Annotated in this window: 17 protein-coding genes; 5 read left to right on the top strand and 12 right to left on the bottom strand. The window is 58.6% G+C overall.

Annotated features, from left to right (window positions below; genetic code table 11):
- Window positions 1-8: 8 nt before the first annotated feature.
- Complete coding sequence (locus AC2FGC_RS18555; protein ID WP_496726773.1) at window positions 9-1,148, top strand: alpha-D-ribose 1-methylphosphonate 5-triphosphate diphosphatase; 1,140 nt, start codon at window positions 9-11, stop codon at window positions 1,146-1,148.
- Here AC2FGC_RS18555 and AC2FGC_RS18550 read toward each other — a convergent pair whose 3' ends face one another.
- The 7 genes from AC2FGC_RS18550 to AC2FGC_RS18520 are packed head-to-tail and all read right to left on the bottom strand — an operon-like array spanning window position 1,149 to window position 7,645.
- Window positions 1,149-1,625 (bottom strand): class I SAM-dependent methyltransferase, encoded by a 477-nt coding sequence (locus tag AC2FGC_RS18550; RefSeq protein WP_496726774.1) that lies wholly within the window; start codon window positions 1,623-1,625, stop codon window positions 1,149-1,151.
- Window positions 1,579-2,394, bottom strand: coding sequence for a polysaccharide deacetylase family protein (locus tag AC2FGC_RS18545; protein WP_496726775.1), 816 nt, complete (start codon window positions 2,392-2,394; stop codon window positions 1,579-1,581). Before AC2FGC_RS18545 ends, AC2FGC_RS18550 begins: the two co-directional genes overlap by 47 nt.
- Window positions 2,391-3,533 carry a glycosyltransferase family protein gene (locus AC2FGC_RS18540; protein WP_496726776.1) on the bottom strand — a complete coding sequence of 381 codons (1,143 nt, stop codon included), beginning with the start codon at window positions 3,531-3,533 and terminating at the stop codon, window positions 2,391-2,393. The genes AC2FGC_RS18545 and AC2FGC_RS18540 overlap by 4 nt, the downstream gene beginning before the upstream one ends.
- Entirely contained in the window at window positions 3,530-4,114 is a 585-nt protein-coding gene (locus tag AC2FGC_RS18535; protein ID WP_496726777.1) for a histidine phosphatase family protein, read from the bottom strand. Before AC2FGC_RS18535 ends, AC2FGC_RS18540 begins: the two co-directional genes overlap by 4 nt.
- The gene (locus tag AC2FGC_RS18530; RefSeq protein ID WP_496726778.1) at window positions 4,111-5,187 is read right to left on the bottom strand and encodes a glycosyltransferase family 4 protein; all 1,077 of its coding nucleotides are present in this window, start codon (window positions 5,185-5,187) and stop codon (window positions 4,111-4,113) included. Before AC2FGC_RS18530 ends, AC2FGC_RS18535 begins: the two co-directional genes overlap by 4 nt.
- Window positions 5,187-6,434: a glycosyltransferase family 4 protein gene (locus AC2FGC_RS18525; protein WP_496726779.1), complete on the bottom strand. Its 1,248-nt coding sequence runs from the start codon at window positions 6,432-6,434 to the stop codon at window positions 5,187-5,189. Before AC2FGC_RS18525 ends, AC2FGC_RS18530 begins: the two co-directional genes overlap by 1 nt.
- The gene (locus AC2FGC_RS18520; RefSeq protein WP_282152654.1) at window positions 6,431-7,645 is read right to left on the bottom strand and encodes a glycosyltransferase family protein; all 1,215 of its coding nucleotides are present in this window, start codon (window positions 7,643-7,645) and stop codon (window positions 6,431-6,433) included. Before AC2FGC_RS18520 ends, AC2FGC_RS18525 begins: the two co-directional genes overlap by 4 nt.
- A 357-nt stretch (window positions 7,646-8,002) precedes the next feature.
- Between AC2FGC_RS18520 and AC2FGC_RS18515 the strand changes: the two genes are divergently transcribed.
- Window positions 8,003-10,378: a mechanosensitive ion channel domain-containing protein gene (locus AC2FGC_RS18515; RefSeq protein WP_496726780.1), complete on the top strand. Its 2,376-nt coding sequence runs from the start codon at window positions 8,003-8,005 to the stop codon at window positions 10,376-10,378.
- Between the two features lie 88 nt (window positions 10,379-10,466).
- Here AC2FGC_RS18515 and AC2FGC_RS18510 read toward each other — a convergent pair whose 3' ends face one another.
- The 5 genes from AC2FGC_RS18510 to AC2FGC_RS18490 are packed head-to-tail and all read right to left on the bottom strand — an operon-like array spanning window position 10,467 to window position 17,688.
- Window positions 10,467-11,822, bottom strand: a complete 1,356-nt coding sequence (locus AC2FGC_RS18510; protein WP_496783108.1) for a CoA transferase — start codon at window positions 11,820-11,822, stop codon at window positions 10,467-10,469.
- Window positions 11,819-12,973: an ABC transporter permease gene (locus AC2FGC_RS18505; protein ID WP_496726782.1), complete on the bottom strand. Its 1,155-nt coding sequence runs from the start codon at window positions 12,971-12,973 to the stop codon at window positions 11,819-11,821. The genes AC2FGC_RS18510 and AC2FGC_RS18505 overlap by 4 nt, the downstream gene beginning before the upstream one ends.
- Window positions 12,970-13,998 carry an ABC transporter permease gene (locus AC2FGC_RS18500; protein ID WP_170561146.1) on the bottom strand — a complete coding sequence of 343 codons (1,029 nt, stop codon included), beginning with the start codon at window positions 13,996-13,998 and terminating at the stop codon, window positions 12,970-12,972. Before AC2FGC_RS18500 ends, AC2FGC_RS18505 begins: the two co-directional genes overlap by 4 nt.
- Before the next feature lie 14 nt (window positions 13,999-14,012).
- Window positions 14,013-15,923, bottom strand: coding sequence for an ABC transporter substrate-binding protein (locus AC2FGC_RS18495; protein WP_496726784.1), 1,911 nt, complete (start codon window positions 15,921-15,923; stop codon window positions 14,013-14,015).
- Window positions 15,916-17,688 carry an ABC transporter ATP-binding protein gene (locus AC2FGC_RS18490; protein ID WP_496783106.1) on the bottom strand — a complete coding sequence of 591 codons (1,773 nt, stop codon included), beginning with the start codon at window positions 17,686-17,688 and terminating at the stop codon, window positions 15,916-15,918. The genes AC2FGC_RS18495 and AC2FGC_RS18490 overlap by 8 nt, the downstream gene beginning before the upstream one ends.
- Window positions 17,689-17,921: 233 nt before the next feature.
- Between AC2FGC_RS18490 and AC2FGC_RS18485 the strand changes: the two genes are divergently transcribed.
- The 3 genes from AC2FGC_RS18485 to AC2FGC_RS18475 all read left to right on the top strand — a co-directional run bounded on the left by AC2FGC_RS18485 (window position 17,922) and on the right by AC2FGC_RS18475 (window position 21,581).
- Window positions 17,922-18,419, top strand: coding sequence for a class I SAM-dependent methyltransferase (locus AC2FGC_RS18485; protein WP_082649262.1), 498 nt, complete (start codon window positions 17,922-17,924; stop codon window positions 18,417-18,419).
- Window positions 18,420-18,436: 17 nt separating this feature from the next.
- A complete protein-coding gene (locus AC2FGC_RS18480) occupies window positions 18,437-19,066 on the top strand; it encodes a glutathione S-transferase family protein (RefSeq protein ID WP_496783104.1) in 630 nt (209 codons plus the stop codon).
- 112 nt (window positions 19,067-19,178) lie between these two features.
- The gene (locus tag AC2FGC_RS18475) at window positions 19,179-21,581 is read left to right on the top strand and encodes a GcvT family protein (RefSeq protein WP_496726788.1); all 2,403 of its coding nucleotides are present in this window, start codon (window positions 19,179-19,181) and stop codon (window positions 21,579-21,581) included.

Raw genomic sequence — 21,581 nt, 5'->3', positions numbered from 1 at the left:
AAGTTCAGATGACAGAAGAAATGATACTTGCCAATGCCACGCTTGTTCTTCCCGATGAGACGGTCGTGGGCAACCTTCGGTTTGTGGGGGATACGATTGCTGAGGTCGCGACCGGCGCAACTGTTCCCGCTGGTGCAATTGACTGTGAAGGCGATTATGTTTGCCCCGGTCTGGTGGAACTTCACACCGATAATCTTGAGCGTCACATCCAGCCGCGGCCCAAGGTCGACTGGCCACATGCCGCCGCAATTCTGGCCCATGATGCCGAATTGGCCAGTACCGGGATCACGACCGTTTTCGACGCGATGCGGATAGGCTCGATCCCGTCCGGGCAGCGCTATGTCAAATACGCGCGCGGTCTGTCGCGTGAGCTGTGGCAGTTGCGGGAACAGGATGCGCTGAAGATCAGCCATTTTCTGCATTTGCGGGCCGAGGTCTGCTCGGAAACCCTGGCCGAAGAATTAAACGAATTTGGGCCCGAAGACCGTGTTGGCCTGGTCTCCCTCATGGATCACACCCCCGGACAAAGGCAGTTCCGCGATATGTCGAAACTGGAAGCGTATCTGAAAGGCAAACTGGGGCTGGAGGGCGATGGATTTCTGCAACACGTGGCCGACCTTAAGGCTATGCGCGACCGCTATGGTGATCTGCACGAGGTTGAGACGGTAAAAGCGGCCAAACGGTTTGGTGCTATGCTGGCCAGCCATGACGACACGACGGACGAACAGGTGCGCGTATCGGCCGGTCACGGGATCACCCTTGCCGAATTCCCGACCACGGTCGAGGCTGCGCGATCCTGTCATGATCATGGTATCAGGGTGATGATGGGCGCACCCAATGTGATCCGGGGCGGGTCGCATTCCGGCAATGTCGCTGCGCATGAATTGGCGCAGCTGGGCCATCTCGACATACTGTCCTCGGACTATGTGCCATCCGCATTGTTGCTGTCTGCTGTGAAACTGGGCGAGATGTGGGGTGATTTCGCCCGCGGTCTGAAAACCGTGACAAAGACACCGGCAGAGGTCGTTGGGCTGGATGATCGTGGTGAGCTACGGGCGGGTGCACGTGCAGACGTCATCCGGTTCCGGATGCGCGAAGGCACCCCTGCGTTGAATGGCGTTTGGTCGCGTGGACGGCGCGTGGCCTGATCAGGCCCTGTAGAACAAGTAACGGTCCGGCGCGATTGTGTCCGGGCCGCTTATCTGTTCAAAGCCAACCAAAGGTTGGCCCGAGATTAGCAGACCACCGGGCACCATCACCTGCGCAATCAGTGGGCTGAGACGCGAGGCTTCGGCGACGTCCTCTTCCTTGACACCTCGCCCGAAATCGTAGTGACCGAAAGCGATCCTGGGTCCACCTTCTGCCAGCTTCTGCAGCATCGGCTCGGCCTCACCCTGCAAAAAATCCTCTGCTGGCGGTGTGCTGGACGGATGGCACTGCAGCACCCGGTCCATGACCCAGATCCTCCGATCCGGCAGAATTTCCCGCAGGTGATCATAAGTGCGCCCGTTTCCAAGGCCCATATCCAGCACGTCGCCCGCAGTGTCTGAGATCTGATCGACAGCCCAATTCAAACCGTCACGTTGTGCGGTCAGTCGGCGCAGCATGGAATCCAGTCGGCTCATTCAGATCTCCGTTTTCAATCGGCTTGGGGGCAGACCAGACAAAGCCCGGCCCGTTCAGCAGCCGGTGCAGCAGGTCGTGGGTAAAGGCCCAGATGTCCTCATCATGAACCAGATGGTGGGTCAAGATGCCAAAGGGTTCGGCGTTGTCTGCGCGACCCTCGCGGCGATCTTGCAGCAGTTGAGTGGTTTTGACGATCAACATGTCGGGGTCGGCCAGTCCGCGTGATCCGCGCCAGTCGATTGGATCAAGATGCGTGTTGATCTGGGCCAATCCGGGTGCCGCCTGCGGGCTGTATCGTGGCGTGGCGGTCGATAAGATGCGATACCCTGCCGCGGGCAATTCCTGCACCACCTCTGGCGCTATGCGGTTCCATGGCGGCACGAACATCGGGCACAATCGATCTGCAAACAGGGTGCGCAGCCGCGATATCCCCGAGCCGATATCCCCAGTGATATCGTCCATGGGCCGGTGCAGGCGGAATTCGGATTTCTTTTCATCTGGTGGTGCGTGGTTCTGATGGGCCCATCCGTGCACGACTGGGATCAGGTTTGGCCGGGCGGCAACATATTCGATCAGCATTTCTTGGGCATTACGGGGGATGATAGCCAAATGGACGGGCACCCCAAGGAGGTCTGACATCGTGGACAACCGGTCGAGTTGCGGCGTTGTGGAAACCGCGTCATCGTCACGCCACCACAAAGGCAGCGCCAGTTCTTGTTGACGCCAGAGTTCTAGCTCATCTGTCAAAACGCTCCAGTCAACACTCATCCGCGGCGCTCCAAAAGTTCTTTGGCGATGCGTACGGATTGTGCTGCGCCATCGAACCCCTGATCTGAGACTGGACGGGGTTCCGATGAAATCACACGGCCCACAGCCTCGGCCAACAGATCTCCGTTCAAATCTTTGCTTGGGATGACATCTATGGCGGGCATTTCCGCAAGGGTGCGGGCGCGCAGGCTCTGCTCGACCTCATTGCCTTCATCAAATGGGATAAACACGGCAGCGGTTCCTGCCTGCAGAATGTCCAATGCTGTATTGTAGCCACACATGCTGACCGAAGCCGCCGCGTGGGGCAGCATCTGGCGAAAATCGGGCCGCACCGGTTCCAAAGTGACAGGGGCACTCTCCACATGCTTCTGCAGCTCTGTAATGCGCGTCTTTGCGTCTTGCCCGCCGACCAACAGGCGCCAGCGCCTGTTGGACATCTTTTGGGCGGCCTCGATGGCCGCGTGAAAGATCGGTTGCCCAACCGAACCGCCGCCTGCGCTGACAAGCACCTCGCCTTTGCCGGTTGCATCCTTGTGCGGTGCTGGGGCCAGTGGAGCCACGAAACCCGTGTAAAACAGGCGGCCCTCCAGTTGCTCAGACACAGGCCAACTGACGTTCAACGGGACAACGCTCTGGTCCGAATGGACAAGGATGCCGTCGTAATGCTCTGCGATAATCTGCTCCGCCCGCTCTGCCTTTGAGGGTTTTGACGGCGGTGCCAGAATGTCACGGATCGATCCCAGAATTATCGGGCGCGGGCGTATTTCACGAGCGGTCTCCAACGCGGCTGAAAATTCACCTGCCAGAGACCTGCGGCCAAACGGATAAAGCTCGGTGATCAGAACATCCGGTGCAAAGCTGCGAATTGCTTCAACCAGAGCAGTCTTGCGCGCCGCGAAATACCCCTCATCCGCCACCGTTCCGGCTTGTGTCAAAAGACGGGTGAAATCAGTGCCATCCGAGCGCAAAGGGGGCAGTCCCAACAACGTCATTCCGGACGTGTCCAATTGAGGAGCAGGCATCCCGCCAGAGACCACGAAGGTATCATGCCCATCCGCGACAAAGGCCCGGCCCAGCGTCAACGCTCGGCTCAGGTGCCCGGTGCCCAACAGGTGGGTGACAACAATCATGACCTTCATAAGCGGGGGCCTTGTCGCAACAGGCGAACCGGTTCGGGTTGCGGCTGAAAATTATCCAGATCAATGACGTAAAGGCGGTTTCGCTTGATCTTGAATGGGGCGGTGCCGTCAAAGTCCCATCCCCAGGCCGAGGCCAGAATGACGCGCATGATCCCAATGTGACACACGGCGACGGTGTCGCCCTGCAAACTGCCCAGCCAGGGTTGCAATCGCGCCCGCACGTCCGCCGGGCTTTCGCCGTTTGGTGGGCAATAGTCCCAGCCCCAATCCTCGATATGGCGATATCCGCTGTCTGCGTCTGCAATCAGGTCAACGCCGCGCTTGCCTTCCCAATCGCCCCAGTTCATCTCGGTCAGGGCTTCGGACACCATAGGCTCTCGCCCCGCGACCAATGCGGCGGTTTCGCTGGCGCGCTGCAGGGGGCTGGACCAGAGCGCTGCCTTTTTCCACGACTCGGGCAATTCATATCCGGCCAGTTCGGTGCGCGCGTCATCGTCCAGCGGGATGTCACTGCGGCCCTGAATACGGCCAGCGCGGTTCCAATGGGTGTGGCCGTGGCGCAAAAGAGCAAGTTGGCTCATGCGGTGCCTCCGATCAAAGGCCGCGCAGCCTGCCAGAACCGTTCGGTTGCTGCGGGCATCAGGTGGCGGTTGGACATGTATTCCCGGGCTGTCGTACCAAGCGAACGACGCAGGGCAGGGTCGCCAATCAGCGTCTGTAGCCTGACGGCAAGCGCTTCGGGTCCTGCTTCGACCTCGGGGTAGTCGGCCGGCGCCAGAACATCGCGGACACCGGGCCTGTTCTGCGCAACAACCGGAACTCCGCTGGCCTGCGCTTCAAGGTAAATCATGCCATATGCCTCATTCACGCCGGGCCACACTAAGATGGACGCATTTGCGTATAAGTTTTGCAAGGCGTCGCGATCCAGTTGCCCCAGAATCCGCACCTTCGAGCCAAACGGCACCATTAGGTCTTTGATCTCAGCCCGCGCAGGTCCATCCCCTGCAATATCCAAAGCCCAATCCCCGTTTAAATGCGACAGGGCCTGCGCCAGCAGTTGGTACGACGCCAGTTTGTCGCCATGCCGCATCATTCCCACCGCCAGCATTGGCCCGTCACATGAGGAAGCGGGCGGCAGGCTCGAGATTGGCAAAAAGGGCGGCAATTCGACCAGACGCTGATCCTCGAATTTTTCACGTTCCAGCGTGATTAGATCGTTGGCCGTGTGGTAAAAAATGACGTTCGCCGCGTCGCAGGCTTCATGTGCGGCTTGTGCAAAGCCGGACCATGGGCCGCGTAACCTGCTGGTTGCACGGGTACTTTCCAATTGCACATAAGGGATGCCTCGAGCGGCGCACACTTTAGGGCCCAGCAGATCGGGGGCCTTGTAGTAGTTGTGATAGGTCACCCACAAATCCGTGTCGTGGATCATGTCCGCGATCAGTCGCCGGGATTCGGCATCGGCGTCAGAGCAGAGACGTTGTTGAACCGCCGGATCGCCCGTTTTGTCATAAATGCGCAATTCCGAGACGAGATTGACCTCATCGCCCTGTGCCCCGATCGCCCTGATCAGATTGCGCGCCATTTCCCTGTCTCCCGACGGCACCGGGCTGTCCGGTGATTTCATCGGTGAGAAAAAGGCGACGCGGGCCATCAGTCTTTGCCCGCGCCCAACGCGCTGAGCCTTTTGGACAACAGGGCTATGCCGGGGTTCATACGGAACTCGGCGATCAAGCGGGAATAGGCAGCGTTGGCCATAGATGCAGTACGCTCAGGAGCGGCGGCCAATTCGGTGATCGCGCTGGCAAGTGCGGCCGGGTTGTCATCGGACAAAACGCCATGCGTCCCGGTTTCTATGAATTCCGGAATGGCGGAAACCGGTGTCGACAGGATCGGCAACAGCTGCGACGCAGCCTCCATCAGAACATTTGGCAACCCGTCGCGATCTCCGTCAGCCGCGATCCGGCTGGGCAGCACGAACAGATCAGAGCCGCGCATCGCCTCGATCACTTCGGGCTGGTCACAGGCCCCCTTCCAGGTGATCCGGTCTGCGATACCTTGGGCCTCAGCCCGTTCGCGCAGCGCATCACCAAGCGCACCGCCACCAATATGCGTCCAGTGCCAATCCAGCGAATTGCGTAGCATGGCGAACGCATCGATCAGGCGATCAAAGCCCTTTTTCTCGACCAGACGGCCGACTGAGAGCATGTGAAACGGCCCGTCCGGTGCCCGAGCTGCGCGGATCGGCGGGTCAGGAAAACGGTTCAGGTCCAAGCCATGATAGATCAGATCGACCCGAGCCGGATCATCGGCCAAACTGCGCAAGTGTTCGGCCCCGATTGCAGTACAGGTTGCGCCAAAAGCGGCCCCATGTGTGCTGGCCTGCAATTTTTCGGCTTTCTCCCAGTCGGGTGACGTCCAGATGTCTTTGGCGTGTGCCGAAAAGCTCCAGGGCAGGCCTCGCATGATGGCGGCATAGCGTGCGACCGACGACGGCGTGTGCATGAAATGCGCATACATCACCTGCGTTTCCTCGGGCAACTCGGCGGCCAGAACACAGGCCTGCCCGAAACGCCGGATGCGGTTATGTGTCGGGTCGCGCCGCAGATCAGAGCGCCAGACCTTATAAGCCTCGGTATAGCCGGGTAGGGTCTGCGCGAGGTGGCGCGCGGCCCAGACGCGATCAGGTTCTTCGTACAGGTACTCGGGCAGGTAGTGGACCTGCCCCTTAAACCGATCATGCAGCGGGTGGCGTTTGATGTCGGTCGGGTGGCGCAGGGACCAGATGTCAAAGCTGTGGCCCGCGTCCTGCAAGGCGACCAGTTCCTGTGCAATAAACGTCTCTGAAAGGCGCGGCCATCCTTTGACCAGCACCGCGAGCTTGGGTTTTCCTGACGTCATCCGGTGGCTCGTTCCCGTTCCCCACCAAGCAGCGCGTCCACGCGGCTTGTGACATAGTCCAGACCATCAAGCAGGCCGTCGCGGATTGCCTGAGAAGGCAAGGGCTGATCGGGCAGATTGCGAATAGCCTCAATCATCGCGTCCGCCGTCAACCCGTCACGGTTTTCGTCCAGCATTCTGACAAGACCCAGACCTTCGGCGCGTGAGGCGCGGATCCACTGCTCCAGCCGCGGAGTCGTGCGCGGAACGATGACGGCGCGTTTGTCGAACGAGAGCACCTCGCAGAACGTGTTGTAGCCGCCCATGCAGACCACACCTGCAGCGCCGGCAAACAGCGTTTCGATCTGCGATTCAAAGCCAACGGCCGTGACCCGACCATTCAGCGCAGCAACGCGGGTTTCGAAATCGTCGCGCAGCTCGCCCGACAGGAAGGGGCCGTAGACAAGGACAGCGCGCGGTGACAGGTTGGGGTCTTTTTCATAGGCGCACAAAACCTGGTTCACCATGGCTTTGCCGTCTCCGCCGCCACCCGGGGTAATCAGGATGTAGGGTTGTTCAGGCGGATCGCCTATCGGCCCAAGATCGCGGCGCAAATAACCAGTCCAATGGATACGCGACTGCGCGGCAGGGCTGAGCGGCAGGCCCTCGGTCGGATCATAGATCGAGCGTAGCCCGTAAACCCAGATTTCGTCGTAGAACCTTTCGGTCGCTGCAATTGCTTCTTTCCGCTCCCACTCTGCGGCCAGCACTTCGGGTTCATCCAGAACATCCCGCAGGCCCAGGACCATTTTGGTGCGGCGGGACCGCAGCAAATTTTCCAGGGTGGGCAACAGCTCGCTGCGGAAACCGGTTGGTTCCTTGTCGACGATAAGGACGTCAGGATCGAATTGCTGAACCGCCGTCTGGATCAGACCCGCCCGCAACTCCGTCACTTCCTCGATGCCCATGCCAATTGTCTGGGATGCATAAGATCCATCGGCGCGTTTGGTCACACCTGGCAAACGCACGTGGTCGACGCGACGCGGAAAGGTGAACCGCCCGGCCACGGGTGACCCGGTCAGGATCAGCGCCGATGCCGATGGGTCAGCCTGCGTCATCGCACCAGCCAGTGCACGGGATCGGCGCAAGTGACCCAACCCGAACGTATCGTGGCTGTAGAACAAGATGCGCGGCGCACGGCCGGTTGTATCGTTTTGTCTTCCTAGGCTCATGCCTTTGCCCAATTCAGTGTTCCGGTGCAACTCCGCGCGCTTGCACCCGTATCGTATATATTTTTTTTGGCCGCGTGCAAAATCACTGATCCCACCAGTCGTTACCGGCTTGTTTCGGTTTTAGCCGTGGGTTTCGCATCTGCGCCCTGTTCTATATCAAATTTCCTGCCCATCCGTCATGATGACAGCGTCAGGTTGGTCATATTCAGTTTTTTCCGGGTTGCAAACACTTCTGTTCATAGCATGGTGCGGGGAACACGGCTTGATAAGATGTTGAGGCTGCGGGGGTTGAATATTTGAACCCGCCACCGGGCTTCGATAACCTGTGTTACGAATGGCGAACTGGAAAAATATCCGATGACACGAACATTGCTGGCTGGATTAACGTTTGTAATCTGGTCCCTTACTTTGGCGCTGGTCACTGGTGCAGTTGCGCAGACCTCTCTGATACCGGGGTATCCCTCAGCCGGGGGCAGCAGTTCGGACACAGCCAGCGACAGCGATCTGGCTACGGCGATCCGTTCCGCGACCGAAGCCGGGGCCAGTGTGATCGTCATCGACAGCGCCGGGCAAATCGTGTCTTCCGGCCAGCAAAACAGCGCCACCCCCGAGGCTGCACCCGGGGATCCGATGGGCGACGGTTCGCAGCTCATGAAAGCGCAGGAGCGGTTTTCGAGATTTCGCGACTCGATGAATTCACGGCTTCAGGCGCTGCCTTATTCGATCTTCGAGGTGCAATACATCCTGCGTCAGACCAGCCCGGATGGTCGAATACAGACCTATGTCGAGGTCCTGTTCTGGAACGTTCTCTTCCTTTTGATCGGACGATGGTTGTCGATTGAAATCTACGGCAAGCGTATCGCAAAGCGAATCGTCGTCGCGCGATCCAAGGAAGATCCGCAAGGCTATCGCGAGAAGATGCCGTTTTTGGTGTTCCGATTCCTGATGGGGATAGGCGCCACGATTTTCGCCATGGTGATGGCGCTTATCGTCGGTTTCGTGTTTTTCGGTGAGGCTGAGGACATCTCGATCCAGTTCACGGTCACAGCAATTTTTACCGCCTTCTTCCTGTCGCGTACCGTGTCTGATCTGTGGCGCATGGTTCTATCCCCGTATCTAAGCCAATATCGCTTGCCGCCTTTCTCAGATCGTGACGCCAAACGCCTGTATATCTGGGCTTCGGCGCTGGCGACCTACGACATTACCGTGGTGCTTTTTGCCACTTGGGTCGCTGATTTTGGGCTGAACTATAACGTCTACGCCTTGGTCTATGGCGGCCTGACCATGTTTGGTGCGATCGGCAATGTCCTGATGATCCTGTTCAATGCCCGCGCCATTTCGAACGCTATTCGCGGCGGGCGAACTCCGGATCAGGTGTCGTGGATTCTGCGCCTGATCTCGTTCGCATGGGCGCCGGTGCTGATCCTGTACATGGTGTTCAGCTGGTTCAAACTGGCCGTCGACCTGGTGCTGGAAAATCAAAACTCAATCCCGATCGTGGCCAGCAGCTATGCCATCTTCATGTCGGTCGTGGTTGCCTATGGGGCCATGAATTATCTTCTGGAACGGTATTTCAATCGCAACAACCAGCTGGACGCGATGAATGCCGATGGTGATGAGGCGGATGCCGAGGTTGAAGCGATCGAAACGCCGCAGGCCGAGATGCGTAAGCACTCGATCCTGACCTACGAAGATCTGGCGCGGCGGGTTGCCGGTATTCTGGCTTTTGTCGTCGGTCTATATGCGCTGGTGGTCATCTGGAATCCGGATGCCAGCTGGAGCGAGGACCTGCCGATCGAGCGGGCGCTGGACGTGATGGTGATCCTCTTCATGGGTTATATCCTGTTCCATTTCTTCCGCATCGGGATCGACTCGAAGATCGCGCAGGAGATTGACGACGGCGGTGGTGAGGCTGAGCTTGGCGATGAAGGCGGAGAAGGTGGGCAGAGCCGGCTAGCGACACTGTTGCCCTTGTTCCGCGGGGCCATTCTAGCTGTAGTTGTTGTGACCATAGCGCTGATTGCCCTGATGGAATTGGGTATCAATGTCAGTCCGCTATTCGCGGGTGCTGGTGTCGTGGGTCTGGCCGTGGGCTTTGGATCGCAGACATTGGTCCGCGATATCTTTTCGGGGGCGTTCTTCCTGATGGATGACGCGTTCCGCAAGGGTGAATACATCGACATCGGCGACGTGAAGGGAACGGTCGAAAAGATCTCGGTCCGGTCGTTCCAATTGCGTCACCATCTGGGCGCGCTGAACACCATCCCCTTTGGTGAGATCAAGGTTCTGACCAACTATTCCCGCGACTGGGTGATCATGAAACTGCCGTTACGGGTGACGTATGACACCGATGTCGAGAAGGTGCGCAAGCTGATCAAGAAGTTGGGTCAAGAGTTGTTGAGCGACCCGGTGATTGGCGACAACTTTATCCAACCGCTGAAGTCGCAGGGCGTGATCGAAATGCAGGACTCTGCAATGATCATTCGGGTCAAGTTCATGACCAAGCCGGGGGATCAATGGCTGGTGCGCAAGAAAGTCTATCAGGATATCCGCGAATTGTTCGCCCGCGAAGGCATCAAGTTCGCACACCGTGAGGTCACCGTGCGCCTGGCCGAAGGCAAGGACCCCGAGGATCTGACACCCAAGCAGCGCGAAGCTGTTACGGGTGCGGTCCAGGCGGCGATTGACGAGGATTATCTGGACGATATCGGTCCGGGTGGGGACGATCGCTGACGGGGTCTCCCGCCCCTTTGGGTGACGTCTTTGGCGAGACGTGACCCAAAGCGTTGGGCCGGGCCGCGCGTACCGCGCGGCGGTTGGCTCAGGTGATGGCCGTGGCCCAGACCGGAGCCGACGTGCCTAGTCTAGGTGCAGGCTTGTCCCAGAACATCTTGGCCTCGCCAACGGTCAGAGCAGGTTTCAGGCGGTGACCAGAGCCCCAGCCAGAGTCTTCGAGAGCTTGGCTGTAGTCTGACGGGCTGGCACCGGTGATGACTTCTTTCGTGTCGGACTTGCCGAGAATGGCCAACAACTCGGCCGTGCGTGCGAGCGAGAGCTGGCCCAGCATGATCGCGTTGCCCGAGGCGGCCTCAGCCAAGGCGGATAGCACGGCGGCGGCCATCAGATAGCCGGTTGCATGATCCAGCGCCTGAACCGGCAATGGTGTTGGTTTATCCGCATTTGCCCAGTCACGGCCCGCATCCGCTATACCCGCGCTCATCTGAACGAGGCTGTCGAACCCGCGCCGCGCGGCCCATGGGCCCTGCCAGCCATAAGCGTCCAATGTGACTTCGACCCGGTTTGGGGCCAATTCATCGCGCTTGGCCCTGGTCAGGCCGAGCGCATCCAAAGCACCGGGGCGATACCCGTGGACGAACACATCGGCCTGAGACAACAACTCTTGCAGCTTTTCCAAACCTGAGGGCGATTTCAGATCGAGGTAAGTGCAGGATTTACCCAATGAGATGTCGGGTATGACACCGGGTTCGTCCCAACCGGGCGGGTCGACACGCAGAACGTCAGCGCCAAAACCGGCGAGGGTTCGCGTTGAAACCGGCCCAGCCAGCACGCGCGTCAGGTCGAGGACGCGCAGCCCTGCCAAAGGGCGCTCAACCGTGGCCTCGGATCGATCTCGCAGTTTGATCTGTCGCGGGCTGTGCCAACCGATCAGTGGATCGCGGGACACGGCCCGACCTTGCGGATGCTCTAACCACACTGCCCGGCTGCGCATGGCCGCGGAAACGCCACCCTGGGCCACGATTGCCGATTCCAGCTCGCTGGCGGACCATCGCCGCACCGCCTGAGAGACCGCGTCCCGATCTGCTTTGACCTCAAGGACCTTAAGTGCCGCCGCCCGGTGGCGGGGCAGGTTAGTGTGCAGCCTGATCCAACCATCCGCAGTCTGGTAATCCCCCGCGACCGCATCCCAGAGACTAGGCATCTCCCAACCATTGGGCTTGAAGGAGTATTGATACCAAAGCGAGGCCAGCCGGTGATCCACAGACACATCCGGGGCACTGGGCGACAGGTTCAGCGCCGTCATCAGACGAGCCAGTTCCTGACCCACCGCGCCAAAGGTTGCCGTCGCCAGTTCAGACACCGCGTAGACGCTGGACCAAGCCCCGGCGCCCGTTTTGCGGTATCCGTCGGTTGCAGGAAGGGCTGAAATCAAGCTCATTGCTGGTATGGATCCAGACTGTCACGCAGCCCGTCACCCAGAAAATTGAATGCCAGCACGATCACGATAATCGGTAGCATCGGGATTGCCGTCCAGGGGTATATCTCGATCGAGGCCAGGTTCTGCGCATCGTTCAACATCACACCCCAACTGACGGCCGGGGCCCGCAGGCCAAGACCCAGGAAGCTGAGCGCGGTTTCCCCGAGGATCATGGCCGGTATTGACAATGTGGCCGAGGCAATCAGGTGAGACATAAAGTTCGGCAGCAAGTGCTTACGGATGACACGGCCCGAACTTGCACCCATCATCTCGGCGGCGCGGACGTATTCCTCTTCCCTGAGGGACAGGAATTTTGCGCGTACCGAACGGGCGAGGCCGGGCCAATCGAGAATCCCGAGGATGATCGAGATGATGAAGAAAACAGCAACCGGGCTCCAGTTTGAGGGCACCGCCGCCGATAGAGCAAGCCACAGCGGCAGTTCAGGTAGCGAGCGCAATACCTCGATCACGCGGTTGATGACCCAATCGATCTTGCCGCCGAAATACCCCGCGATTGATCCAAAAAAGATGCCAAGGGTGAACGATACCGAAATGCCGATCAGGCCGACAGTCAGCGACAGCTGCGCACCGTACAGAATGCGGCTGAACACATCGCGGCCCAGACGATCGGATCCCCAAAGGAACAGTGTCGCGCCCTCTGGCGCGCAGAACAGGTGGGTGTCCGATTTTACAAGCCCAGCAAGCCTGTACTCGGCTCCCTCGCAGAAAAAGCGGATCGGGCGAGGGTCTTCTGTGTCGGGCACGAATTTCCACTGAAAGGTCTCAAGATCAGCTTCGGCCACGATCGGATAGACATGCGGGCCGATGAAGGAGCCATCGTGGAACCAATTGATGCTTTGTGGTGGGGCGTAAAGGTGTTCACCGTTTCGTTCATTCGGACCGTAGGGGGCGATGAATCCAGCAAAGGGCAGCATCAGGTAGCAGAACAGCAGGAAAACGCCTGAAATCAAACCCAGCTTATGGGTTTTGAACTTCCGCCAGACCAGAACCCAGTTGGGTGCGTCCAGATCGGCGCGCTCTAACTGCTGTAAGGCGGCATCCGCGTCGAAAGGTGCATCGTCGACAAAGCGACCGTCGGTGTGTTTGGTCACGCTTCACGCCCCTCGTACCGAATGCGCGGGTCCAACATGACCAGCAAGATATCAGAGATCATGGTGCCGATCAGGGTCAGCAAGGCCACGAACATCAAAATGAAGGCAGACAGAAATTGGTCCTGGGTTTTGAGTGCCGTCAGCAAGGTCGGGCCGATGGTTTGCAGGCCAAGCACGACCGAAACCAGAACCGATCCGGATACCATCGACGGCAGCAGGTTCCCGATATCCGCAACAAAGGGGTTGAACGCCACGCGCAGCGGGTACTTTGTCAACATCCGCGACGGGGCCATGCCCTTGGCGATGGCCGTCTCAACATAAGGCTTGCCGAGCTCATCCAGCATGTTCGCGCGCAGGCGTTGCATCATGGCTGATGCGCCAGATGTGCCAATGACGAAAGTCGGCACGATCAGGTGGACAAGAATGGACTTCAGCTTTTCCCAGCTCATGGGCTGGCCTTCGAACGATGGGTCCATCAGGCCGCCGATGGGCAGGTTGAAGTAACGGTGGCCGTAGTAGAACAGGATTAACGCCAGCAGGAAATTGGGCGTCGCCAGACCAAGATAGCCAACAAAGGCCGACGTATAGTCGATCCAGGTCCGCGATTTTGCTGCAGCGAGGACACCCAGCGGCAGGGCAACGGCGTAAACAAACAGGATAGCGGCCAGATTGACCACAACCGTCAGCCACAAAGTATCACCAACGATTTCGGCCACGGGGCGGTCGAATTCAAAGGACCAGCCGTAGTTGCCTTGCAGCAGGCCTTCGAACCCGTGCGGACCGGGCCAGAACCCCATCCAGATCAGGTATTGCTCCCATACGGGGCGATCCAGAGCGTACTCCGCGCGCAGGAACTCGGCCTTGGCCACCCCGGCGGACTGGCCGGATGCCTGCAATTCCGCGATCTGATTGCTCAGATAATCGCCGGGTGGAAGGTTGATGATCACGAAGATCAGAACCGACACCACCAGCAAAGTCAGCAGCATCGTGAAAAAGCGATACACCGCATAGCGCAGCATTACCATTTAGCTGCTCCTGATTAGTCGGCGAAAAAGAATTCGTCGGGGCGGTGAATGCCAAAATGTGCGCCGGGCTCCCATGCCCACATGCCTTGCTCGGGCACGTTGCGCAGACGGTTGGACACTACGATAGGCTGCGGTGCGCCGTTCAGAATTCCGATGGCGAAAAGCTGGTCAGCGTGGATTTTCAACATCTCGGTCCAGACTGCCTTGCGCTCTTCGTCGGTGGTGGCAACCTCCCAATCATGTGCCAGTTGCATCAAACGCTCGGCCTCGGGCATGTCAGGCGCTTCACCAACGTCGCCGCCGGTCTGGTAAAATTGTCCCCATTTGGGCCAGGCCAGAAACACCTGATCCGTGGGGGCCAAATAAGCAGGGGATGTGTGCGCCTGCGGTATACCGTCATCCCAGCCGAACCAAACTGAGGCCATGGTGTTGCCTGAAAATACGCGGTTGCGCAGAATGTCCCGGTCCAGTGGGCGCATGATCAGGTCCACACCGATTTCACGCCATGTATCGGTGACGATCTGAAGCGCGTTCTCAACTTCTTGCCTTTCACCGGCGGTTTCGATGATCAGTTCCATCGGGCGGCCATCCGGCAGCAGGCGAATGCCGTTTTTATTGCGCTCGGCCAGGCCAGCCTCGTCCAGAAGGGCATTGGCCATCTCAACGTCGTACTGCGCCCAGGCCTTTGCGTTTTCCTCGTCATAGAACGGAGACGCGGGTAAAACGGACATCGCACCGGGATGGGCCAGCTTGAAATACAGCGCTTGATTGATGGTTTTGCGGTCGATAGCCAGGGACAGCGCCCGCCGAACACGAACATCGCGCAGAACGTCGCGCCAGATCTCATCCGAGTAGTTCAGGTTCGGGTAGATCGCGATTTGCGATGCGACACCGGTTTTCCACAACAAGGTTTTGTAGTCTCCGCCGGCTTCGCCCTTTTTCAGGATAGATGCATCGCGAAACGCCAGACCGCGCCCCTGCAGATCAGTCTCGCCAGCGTTGGTCTTGGCCGCGACCAAGCCAGCCGCGACGATTTCCATTTCGACGACGTCGATATAGGGCAACTGAATGCCGTTGGAATCGATGCGGTGATAATATGGGTTGCGAACGAAATTGTGGCGGATCTTCTTGCCCGAACTTGCATTCAGCCAAGGCTGCAGCGTCGGGAGTTCGTGGTTGTCGAACTTGTAGAGGTTGTCCAGCTTGTTGTGCAGCGCCGCCCAGCTTTTGACCCGTGCGTCTTCGACCTGAAAGGCGAGGTCTTCAGCATCTGCAAACTTCTCGTGATACTGTTTGAGGAATTCAGACGGTCGGTAAATGAATGGCGGGCGCGCTTGGGCCAGCGATTGCAGGAAATCAGGATTTGGGTCTTCCCACGCAAAGACAATAGTCGTCTCGTCCGGGAAGGTCACGGTTGGCGTTTTGCCTTCAACAATAAGGAAATCCGGTGGGCCAGACGGGCTGAGCATTTCATTGTTGGCAACGTCTTCCCACCAATAACGAAAGTCTTCGGATGTGAACGGCGATCCATCGGACCACTTGTGCCCGTCACGCAGATGCAGTGTGAACTTTCGATTGCCTTCGTTTTCATAGGACTCCAGCAGATCAGGGACGATTTCGTAGTTTTCGTCAAACCCAACCAATCGCGCATACCCGTAAACGACCATCTGGCGGATGTCTTTTGACCGGGTCACCATTGTGCGAAGCGTGCCGCCAGGGGCACCAAACTCGCGGCCTTTGGCTGCCAGATCCACGATCAGAGGTTCGGCTGGCAGGCGCTCTGCGACCGGTGGCAGGTTCCCGGCGTTTACTTCGGCTTTCCAGAATTCGCTTTCTTGAGGGGTCGGTGTTCCTGCCGTGGCGGGCAGGACCAAAGTGGCAGCCAACGTGGCAGCCAGAATAAGCGGGCGAGTGGTTTTAAACATGGCATCGTACCTTATGGCCGGGCTCCATCTCTACCAGTGAGGGTATCACGGAGTCCGTAAATCGGAAGGTGTCATCCCAACTGTCTGGTGAACCAGCGCCCAACGCAACCAGTTTAAGGTCGATGGGCCGGTTGATGTCGGGTTCTGGTTGGGCGGCAATCAGCGCCTTGGTGTAAGGGTGTCGGGGGTTATAAAACAGTGTCTCGGGCGGGGCCTGTTCGACGACAAGACCCCGGCGCATCACGGCCACTTCGTCGGCAATGCGCGCCACAACCGCAAGGTCGTGCGAGATGAACAGGTAGGACAGGTTCAACCGGTCCTGCAGGTTTTCCAGCAAGGTCAGGATCTGTTCCTGAACCGATACATCCAGTGCCGATGTCGGTTCGTCACAGACAATCAGCTGCGGGTCCAGCATCATCGCCCGCGCAATCGACAGGCGTTGCCGTTGTCCGCCGGAAAAGGCGTGTGGGTAGCGTTTGAGCATATCACCATTCAGTCCCACACGCTGCAGCATCTCGACCGCTTTGTCCCGCTGTTCGGCGGTCGAACCAATGGAGTGGATTTCCAAAGGCTCGGTCAGCGCGTCTTGAATGCGCATCCGCGGACTGAGCGAGCTGTACGGGTCCTGAAACACCATCTGCGCCTTGCGTTGAAAGGCCGTGCGCTGAGAGCGGTTCATGTGGTGCACGGTGATCGGGTCTTCGCCTGGCGAGGTGCGAAACAGAACCTCGCCACCCGGATCGGGCAGTTCCGCGCCAAGGGCGATCCGCGCCGCCGTTGTTTTGCCCGAGCCACTTTCGCCGACGATTGCCAGTGTTTTGCCGCGGGCCAGATTCAGGTCCACACCTCGGCAGGCATAGATCAGCTTGTCCCCCTGCCAGCCCCTGCTGGACCGCATAGTGTAGGTCTTGGACACCCCCTTCATCTGTAGAATGAGGTCCACATCCGGCATCGGCAGCCCGACCGAATCTTCGTCTGGAATCGCAGGGGCCGCGTTGAACAATTGTTGTGTGTAGGGGTGCGCTGGGGCGCTGAGGATTGGCGCGGCGGCACCAGCTTCCATCACCCGGCCTTTGTGCATGACGACAACCTGTTCCGCCATATTGGCAACAACCCCAAGGTCGTGTGTCACAAGGATCAGGGCCATGCCCGTCTCGCGCTGCAACTCCTTAATCAGCCCCAGGACCTGCGCTTGTGTCGTTACGTCCAGCGCGGTCGTCGGCTCATCTGCGATCAGCAGTTCCGGCTTGGAAACCATTGCCATCGCAATCATGGCGCGCTGGCGCATGCCGCCCGACAACTCGAACGGGTAAGAATCATACGCACGCTGCGGATCAGGAAAGCCCACGCGTTCGAATTGGGTCAGGACCTCTTTGCGGGCTTGCGCCTCGGACGCGCTCCGATGCAGCCACAAGACCTCGCTGACCTGATTGCCGATCTTGTGCAACGGGGATAGTGATCGCATCGGTTCTTGAAAAATCATCGAAACCCGATTGCCGCGAATGTCGCGCATCTGGCGTTCGCTGATCTTGGTCAGATCCTCGAAGCCTTTTGAATCGTTCAGGGTTATCGTGCCACTGCGGATTTGCGCGGCACGTGGCAGAATACGCAAGGCCGCCCGGCACGAGATGGTTTTTCCCGATCCGGATTCACCGACCAGAGCCAATGTCTGCCCAGCCTCGACATCAAAGTTGACACCTTTGACAACTGAGTCGCCCGCACCAAAACCGATGCTGAGGTCTCTGACGGACAACAACGCAGTCATGCGGGTTTTCCACCCGTTCGTCCGTGGTTCGACATCGGCGTATTCAACTCCCTGTGTTTTTTGACTTAGTCTCGCGCGGTTGTGCCTGTGTAGTCAAACCCGTTCTTGGGCCGAATTGTCGCGAAAATGTGAAACTTAGGCCAATTTACCTACACAAATCCTTGAGGATTTGTCATCACATGCGGTGTCGGCCCCAAATCATGAGCTGACTGATATCAAGGAGAGATTTCCCCGTGCCCGACAACCAAAGCCGCCTGGATCTGTTCATCGACCGTATGGTGTCCCAACGGGCCTGTCTGGATTTCGCCATCTCTGAAACCAAAGGAATGCCTGGGCCAGTGTTCGAACTGGGGTTGGGCAACGGGCGCACCTATCATCACATGGTGCAATATATTTCAGGTCGACCTGTTTATGTGTTCGAGCGCGCCGTGGCGTCGCATCCGGATTCCACGCCGCCCGCAGATCGGGTGATTTTGGGGGATGTGCGAGAAACACTACCGGCCTCGGTGGATCGGTTCGGAGCCACGGCCAGTCTGATCCACGCGGACTTGGGCGGTCACAACCGCAAAAAGAACGACGACTTCGCCAGATTTGTCTCACCATTGATCGAGCCGCTATTAGCCGAGGGTGGTTTGATGGTGTCCAGCGACCGGATGTATTTTGATACCTTGACCGAAGTGTCCCTTCCTGAAGGGGCCGTCGAGGGGCGCTGTTTCATTTATCGCCGCTGACAGGGTGGGAGAACCTGATGCTTTTTTATGATTGTTCCACGGCCCCCAACCCGCGGCGCGCGCGCATGTTCATTGCCGAAAAGGGTTTGGATATCGAAACCCGAGAAATCTCGATCGGCAAAGGCGAGCAACTCAGCGACGAATTTCGCGCGGTGAACCCGAACGCAACTGTCCCCGTGTTGGTGACGGATGAGGGCAGCACGCTAACCGAGAATCTCGGGATCGCCGCTTATCTTGAGGCGCGGTTTCCTGAGCCACCTTTGATGGGCCGCACTCCGGATGAAAAGGGGCAGGTTCTGATGTGGAACAGCATTGTCGAACAACAGGGCGGCATGCCTGTTGCCGAGGCCTTGCGCAACACGCATCCGGCCTTTGCCGACAGGGCGATTCCGGGTCCAGTGAATCACCAGCAAATTCCGGAACTGGCTCAGCGAGGGTCCGCGCGGGTTGATCATTTCTTTTCGCTGCTCGAACAGCGGCTGGGCGAAAGCCCGTTTATCGCAGGTACCGACTTCACTCTGGCGGACATTTCCACCTTTGTCTTTGTGGACTTTGCCCGCGTGATCAAGAAACGGATTCCACAAGAAAATACTGCCACTTTAGCATGGTTCGACAAGGTCGCATCCCGTCCCAGCGCTCAGCTCTAGAAACTGCTGATCCGAGGCCGTTTCTTCGCTTGCGCGGAACTGTACAGAAATGTCTAGACAGAAGTGAACAGTGCCACTAGCGTCCTTCCTTAGTCATGCAGTGGAGGACGGGATGAAATCTCAGTATCGCGTTGTGGTCATCGGGGGCGGCGTCGTGGGCGCCTCGGTTCTGTATCATCTGGCCAAGTTTGGCTGGACGGATGTGGTTATGCTGGAACGGCGGCGGCTGGCGTCCGGCTCGTCCTGGCATGCGGCTGGCGGCATTCACGCTCTGAATGCGGACCCAAACATGGCATCCTTGCAGGCGTATACTATCGACCTGCTCAGCGAGATCGAAAAGGAATCCGGCCAGAATATCGGTCTGCACATGACCGGTGGTCTGACGTTAGCGGGAACGCCAGAGCGTTGGGAGTGGTTGCAAGCAAACTATCGCATTTTCCAGTCTATCGGCATTGACGACTGCGAATTGCTTTCTCCGGAGGAGGCGCAAAGGCGCTGCCCGATCATGTCGACCGACGGCGTATTGGGCGCGATGTGGGCTGACCGCGAGGGCTATATCGACACGACCGGTACGGTGCAGGCCTATGCAACAGCGGCCAAGAAACGCGGCGCGGAATATTATGAAGAAACCAAGGTCGAGGAACTGATCCAAACCGACGATGGCTGGCAGGTTGTCACCGACAACGGCACGATCACTTGTGAACACGTGGTTAACGCTGCTGGCCTCTGGGCCAAGCAGGTGGGGCGCATGGCGGGGGTGGAACTGCCGGTGTCTCCGCTGAAGCACCACTACTTGATCACCGATACAGTGCCTGAGGTCGCTGAGGCCAAATTCGAGATGCCAATGACCGTCGATCTCGAAGGGTTCACCTATATGCGGCAGGACCAAAAAGGCGTTCTGGTCGGGATTTATGAGGTCGATCATGAACACTGGGCGATGGACGGCGCGCCGTGGAGCTATGGTGAAGAGCTGTTTCAGGAACAGCTCGACCGGATCGAGAATGAGCTGACGCTTGGCTTTGAACGTTATCCGTCGATCCAGAACGTGGGCATCAAGACTTGGGTAAACGGTGCCTTCACCTTTGCCCCCGATGGCAATCCGCTGGTCGGTCCGGTGCCGGGCAAGCGCGGCTACTGGTCGGCCTGCGCGGTTATGGCAGGTTTCCTGCAGGGCGGGGGCGTCGGCAAGACACTGGCCGAATGGATGATCCATGGCGAGCCCGAGGCGGATGCCTGGCCGATGGATGTGGCACGCTTTGGCGATTTTGCACAGAACAAGCGATACATCCGTGAAACCACGGGCCAGTTTTATTCCCGTCGCTTTGTTATGACCTACCCGAACGAGCAATTGCCCGCGGGCCGACCGCTAAAGATGGCCCCGGCGCACGACGCGATGACGGATGCGGGTTGCAAATGGGGCGTCAGTTGGGATCTTGAAGTGCCGCTGTATTTCGCGCCGAAAGGGTTCGAGGAAACACCGACGCTCAAGCGCTCGAACGCGCATGACATCGTCGCCGAGGAATGCAAGGTGATCCGCGAAGGTGCTGGTTTGTTGGACATCTCGGGCTTTTCGCGGTTCGAGGTCTCGGGACCAAATGCAGAAGTGTGGCTCGACAAAGTCATGGCCTCGAAACTACCTGCGCCGGGTCGCGCAAAGCTGGCGCCTATGCTGGGTGAAAATGGGCGGCTCAAGGGGGACTTGACCGTTCTGAACTGGGGCGATGGTACCTGGTGGATCATGGGCAGCTATTACCTGCGGGCTTGGCACATGCGCTGGTTTGACGATCACATGATCGACGGCGTTACTGTCCGGGATCTGGGCGAGGAATATTGCGGTTTCGCCGTAGTCGGTCCCAAATCGCAAGCGGTTGTGGAAAAACTGGCCGAACAGGACATCTCGGACCTCAAATTCATGGGCTGCGGTGATTTCGACATCGGGCTCGTTCGCGCACGTGTTGCCCGCATGTCTGTGACCGGCGAGAAAGGATACGAGATCAACTGCCGCTACGGAGACCACATCAAGCTACGCCGTATGTTGCTGGAGGCCGGGGCAGATGAAGGTGTTCGCGAATGTGGCTTCAACGCGATGCTGTCAACGCGGCTGGAAAAGAGTTTTGGCATCTGGTCTGCAGAATTCACGCAGCTCTACACTCCGGGCATGACCGGAATGGATCGCTGGATCGACTGGGACAAGGATTTTGTCGGAAAGGATGCGGCAGTCGCAGAACGTGACGGCAATGGTCCGGCGCAGGTTCAGGTAACACTGGAAGTGGACGCCGCAGACGCGGACGCCAGCGGATACGAACCCGTTTGGGCAGGCGATGAGCGCGTGGGCTTCGTCACTTCGGGCGGGTATGGACACTACACTGGAAAGTCGCTGGCAATGGCGTTAGTCAACCGCGAAAAGGCCGAGCCGGGGACAGAATTGTCGGTGCACGTAGTTGGCGTTGAGCGCTCGGCGCGGGTCATCCCACCTTCGCCTTACGATCCTCAAGGCAAAGCGATGAGGGGCTGA

It is taken from the genome of Ruegeria sp. CDSC054 (assembly GCF_059610645.1).
The sequence above is the reverse complement of the archived record's forward strand: the minus strand, read 5'-3'. Positions and strand labels throughout refer to the sequence as shown.

What these genes read in the sequence shown, in the direction of transcription:
- AC2FGC_RS18510 (WP_496783108.1), bottom strand. Translation starts at nt 11,822, where the DNA reads ATGAGCTTGATTTCAGCCCTTCCTGCAACCGACGGATACCGCAAAACG.
- AC2FGC_RS18520 (WP_282152654.1), bottom strand. Translation starts at nt 7,645, where the DNA reads ATGAGCCTAGGAAGACAAAACGATACAACCGGCCGTGCGCCGCGCATC.
- AC2FGC_RS18480 (WP_496783104.1), top strand. Translation starts at nt 18,437, where the DNA reads ATGCTTTTTTATGATTGTTCCACGGCCCCCAACCCGCGGCGCGCGCGC.
- AC2FGC_RS18500 (WP_170561146.1), bottom strand. Translation starts at nt 13,998, where the DNA reads ATGGTAATGCTGCGCTATGCGGTGTATCGCTTTTTCACGATGCTGCTG.
- AC2FGC_RS18550 (WP_496726774.1), bottom strand. Translation starts at nt 1,625, where the DNA reads ATGAGCCGACTGGATTCCATGCTGCGCCGACTGACCGCACAACGTGAC.
- AC2FGC_RS18525 (WP_496726779.1), bottom strand. Translation starts at nt 6,434, where the DNA reads ATGACGTCAGGAAAACCCAAGCTCGCGGTGCTGGTCAAAGGATGGCCG.
- AC2FGC_RS18475 (WP_496726788.1), top strand. Translation starts at nt 19,179, where the DNA reads ATGAAATCTCAGTATCGCGTTGTGGTCATCGGGGGCGGCGTCGTGGGC.
- AC2FGC_RS18545 (WP_496726775.1), bottom strand. Translation starts at nt 2,394, where the DNA reads ATGAGTGTTGACTGGAGCGTTTTGACAGATGAGCTAGAACTCTGGCGT.
- AC2FGC_RS18540 (WP_496726776.1), bottom strand. Translation starts at nt 3,533, where the DNA reads ATGAAGGTCATGATTGTTGTCACCCACCTGTTGGGCACCGGGCACCTG.
- AC2FGC_RS18515 (WP_496726780.1), top strand. Translation starts at nt 8,003, where the DNA reads ATGACACGAACATTGCTGGCTGGATTAACGTTTGTAATCTGGTCCCTT.
- AC2FGC_RS18490 (WP_496783106.1), bottom strand. Translation starts at nt 17,688, where the DNA reads ATGACTGCGTTGTTGTCCGTCAGAGACCTCAGCATCGGTTTTGGTGCG.
- AC2FGC_RS18495 (WP_496726784.1), bottom strand. Translation starts at nt 15,923, where the DNA reads ATGTTTAAAACCACTCGCCCGCTTATTCTGGCTGCCACGTTGGCTGCC.
- AC2FGC_RS18555 (WP_496726773.1), top strand. Translation starts at nt 9, where the DNA reads ATGACAGAAGAAATGATACTTGCCAATGCCACGCTTGTTCTTCCCGAT.
- AC2FGC_RS18535 (WP_496726777.1), bottom strand. Translation starts at nt 4,114, where the DNA reads ATGAGCCAACTTGCTCTTTTGCGCCACGGCCACACCCATTGGAACCGC.
- AC2FGC_RS18530 (WP_496726778.1), bottom strand. Translation starts at nt 5,187, where the DNA reads ATGGCCCGCGTCGCCTTTTTCTCACCGATGAAATCACCGGACAGCCCG.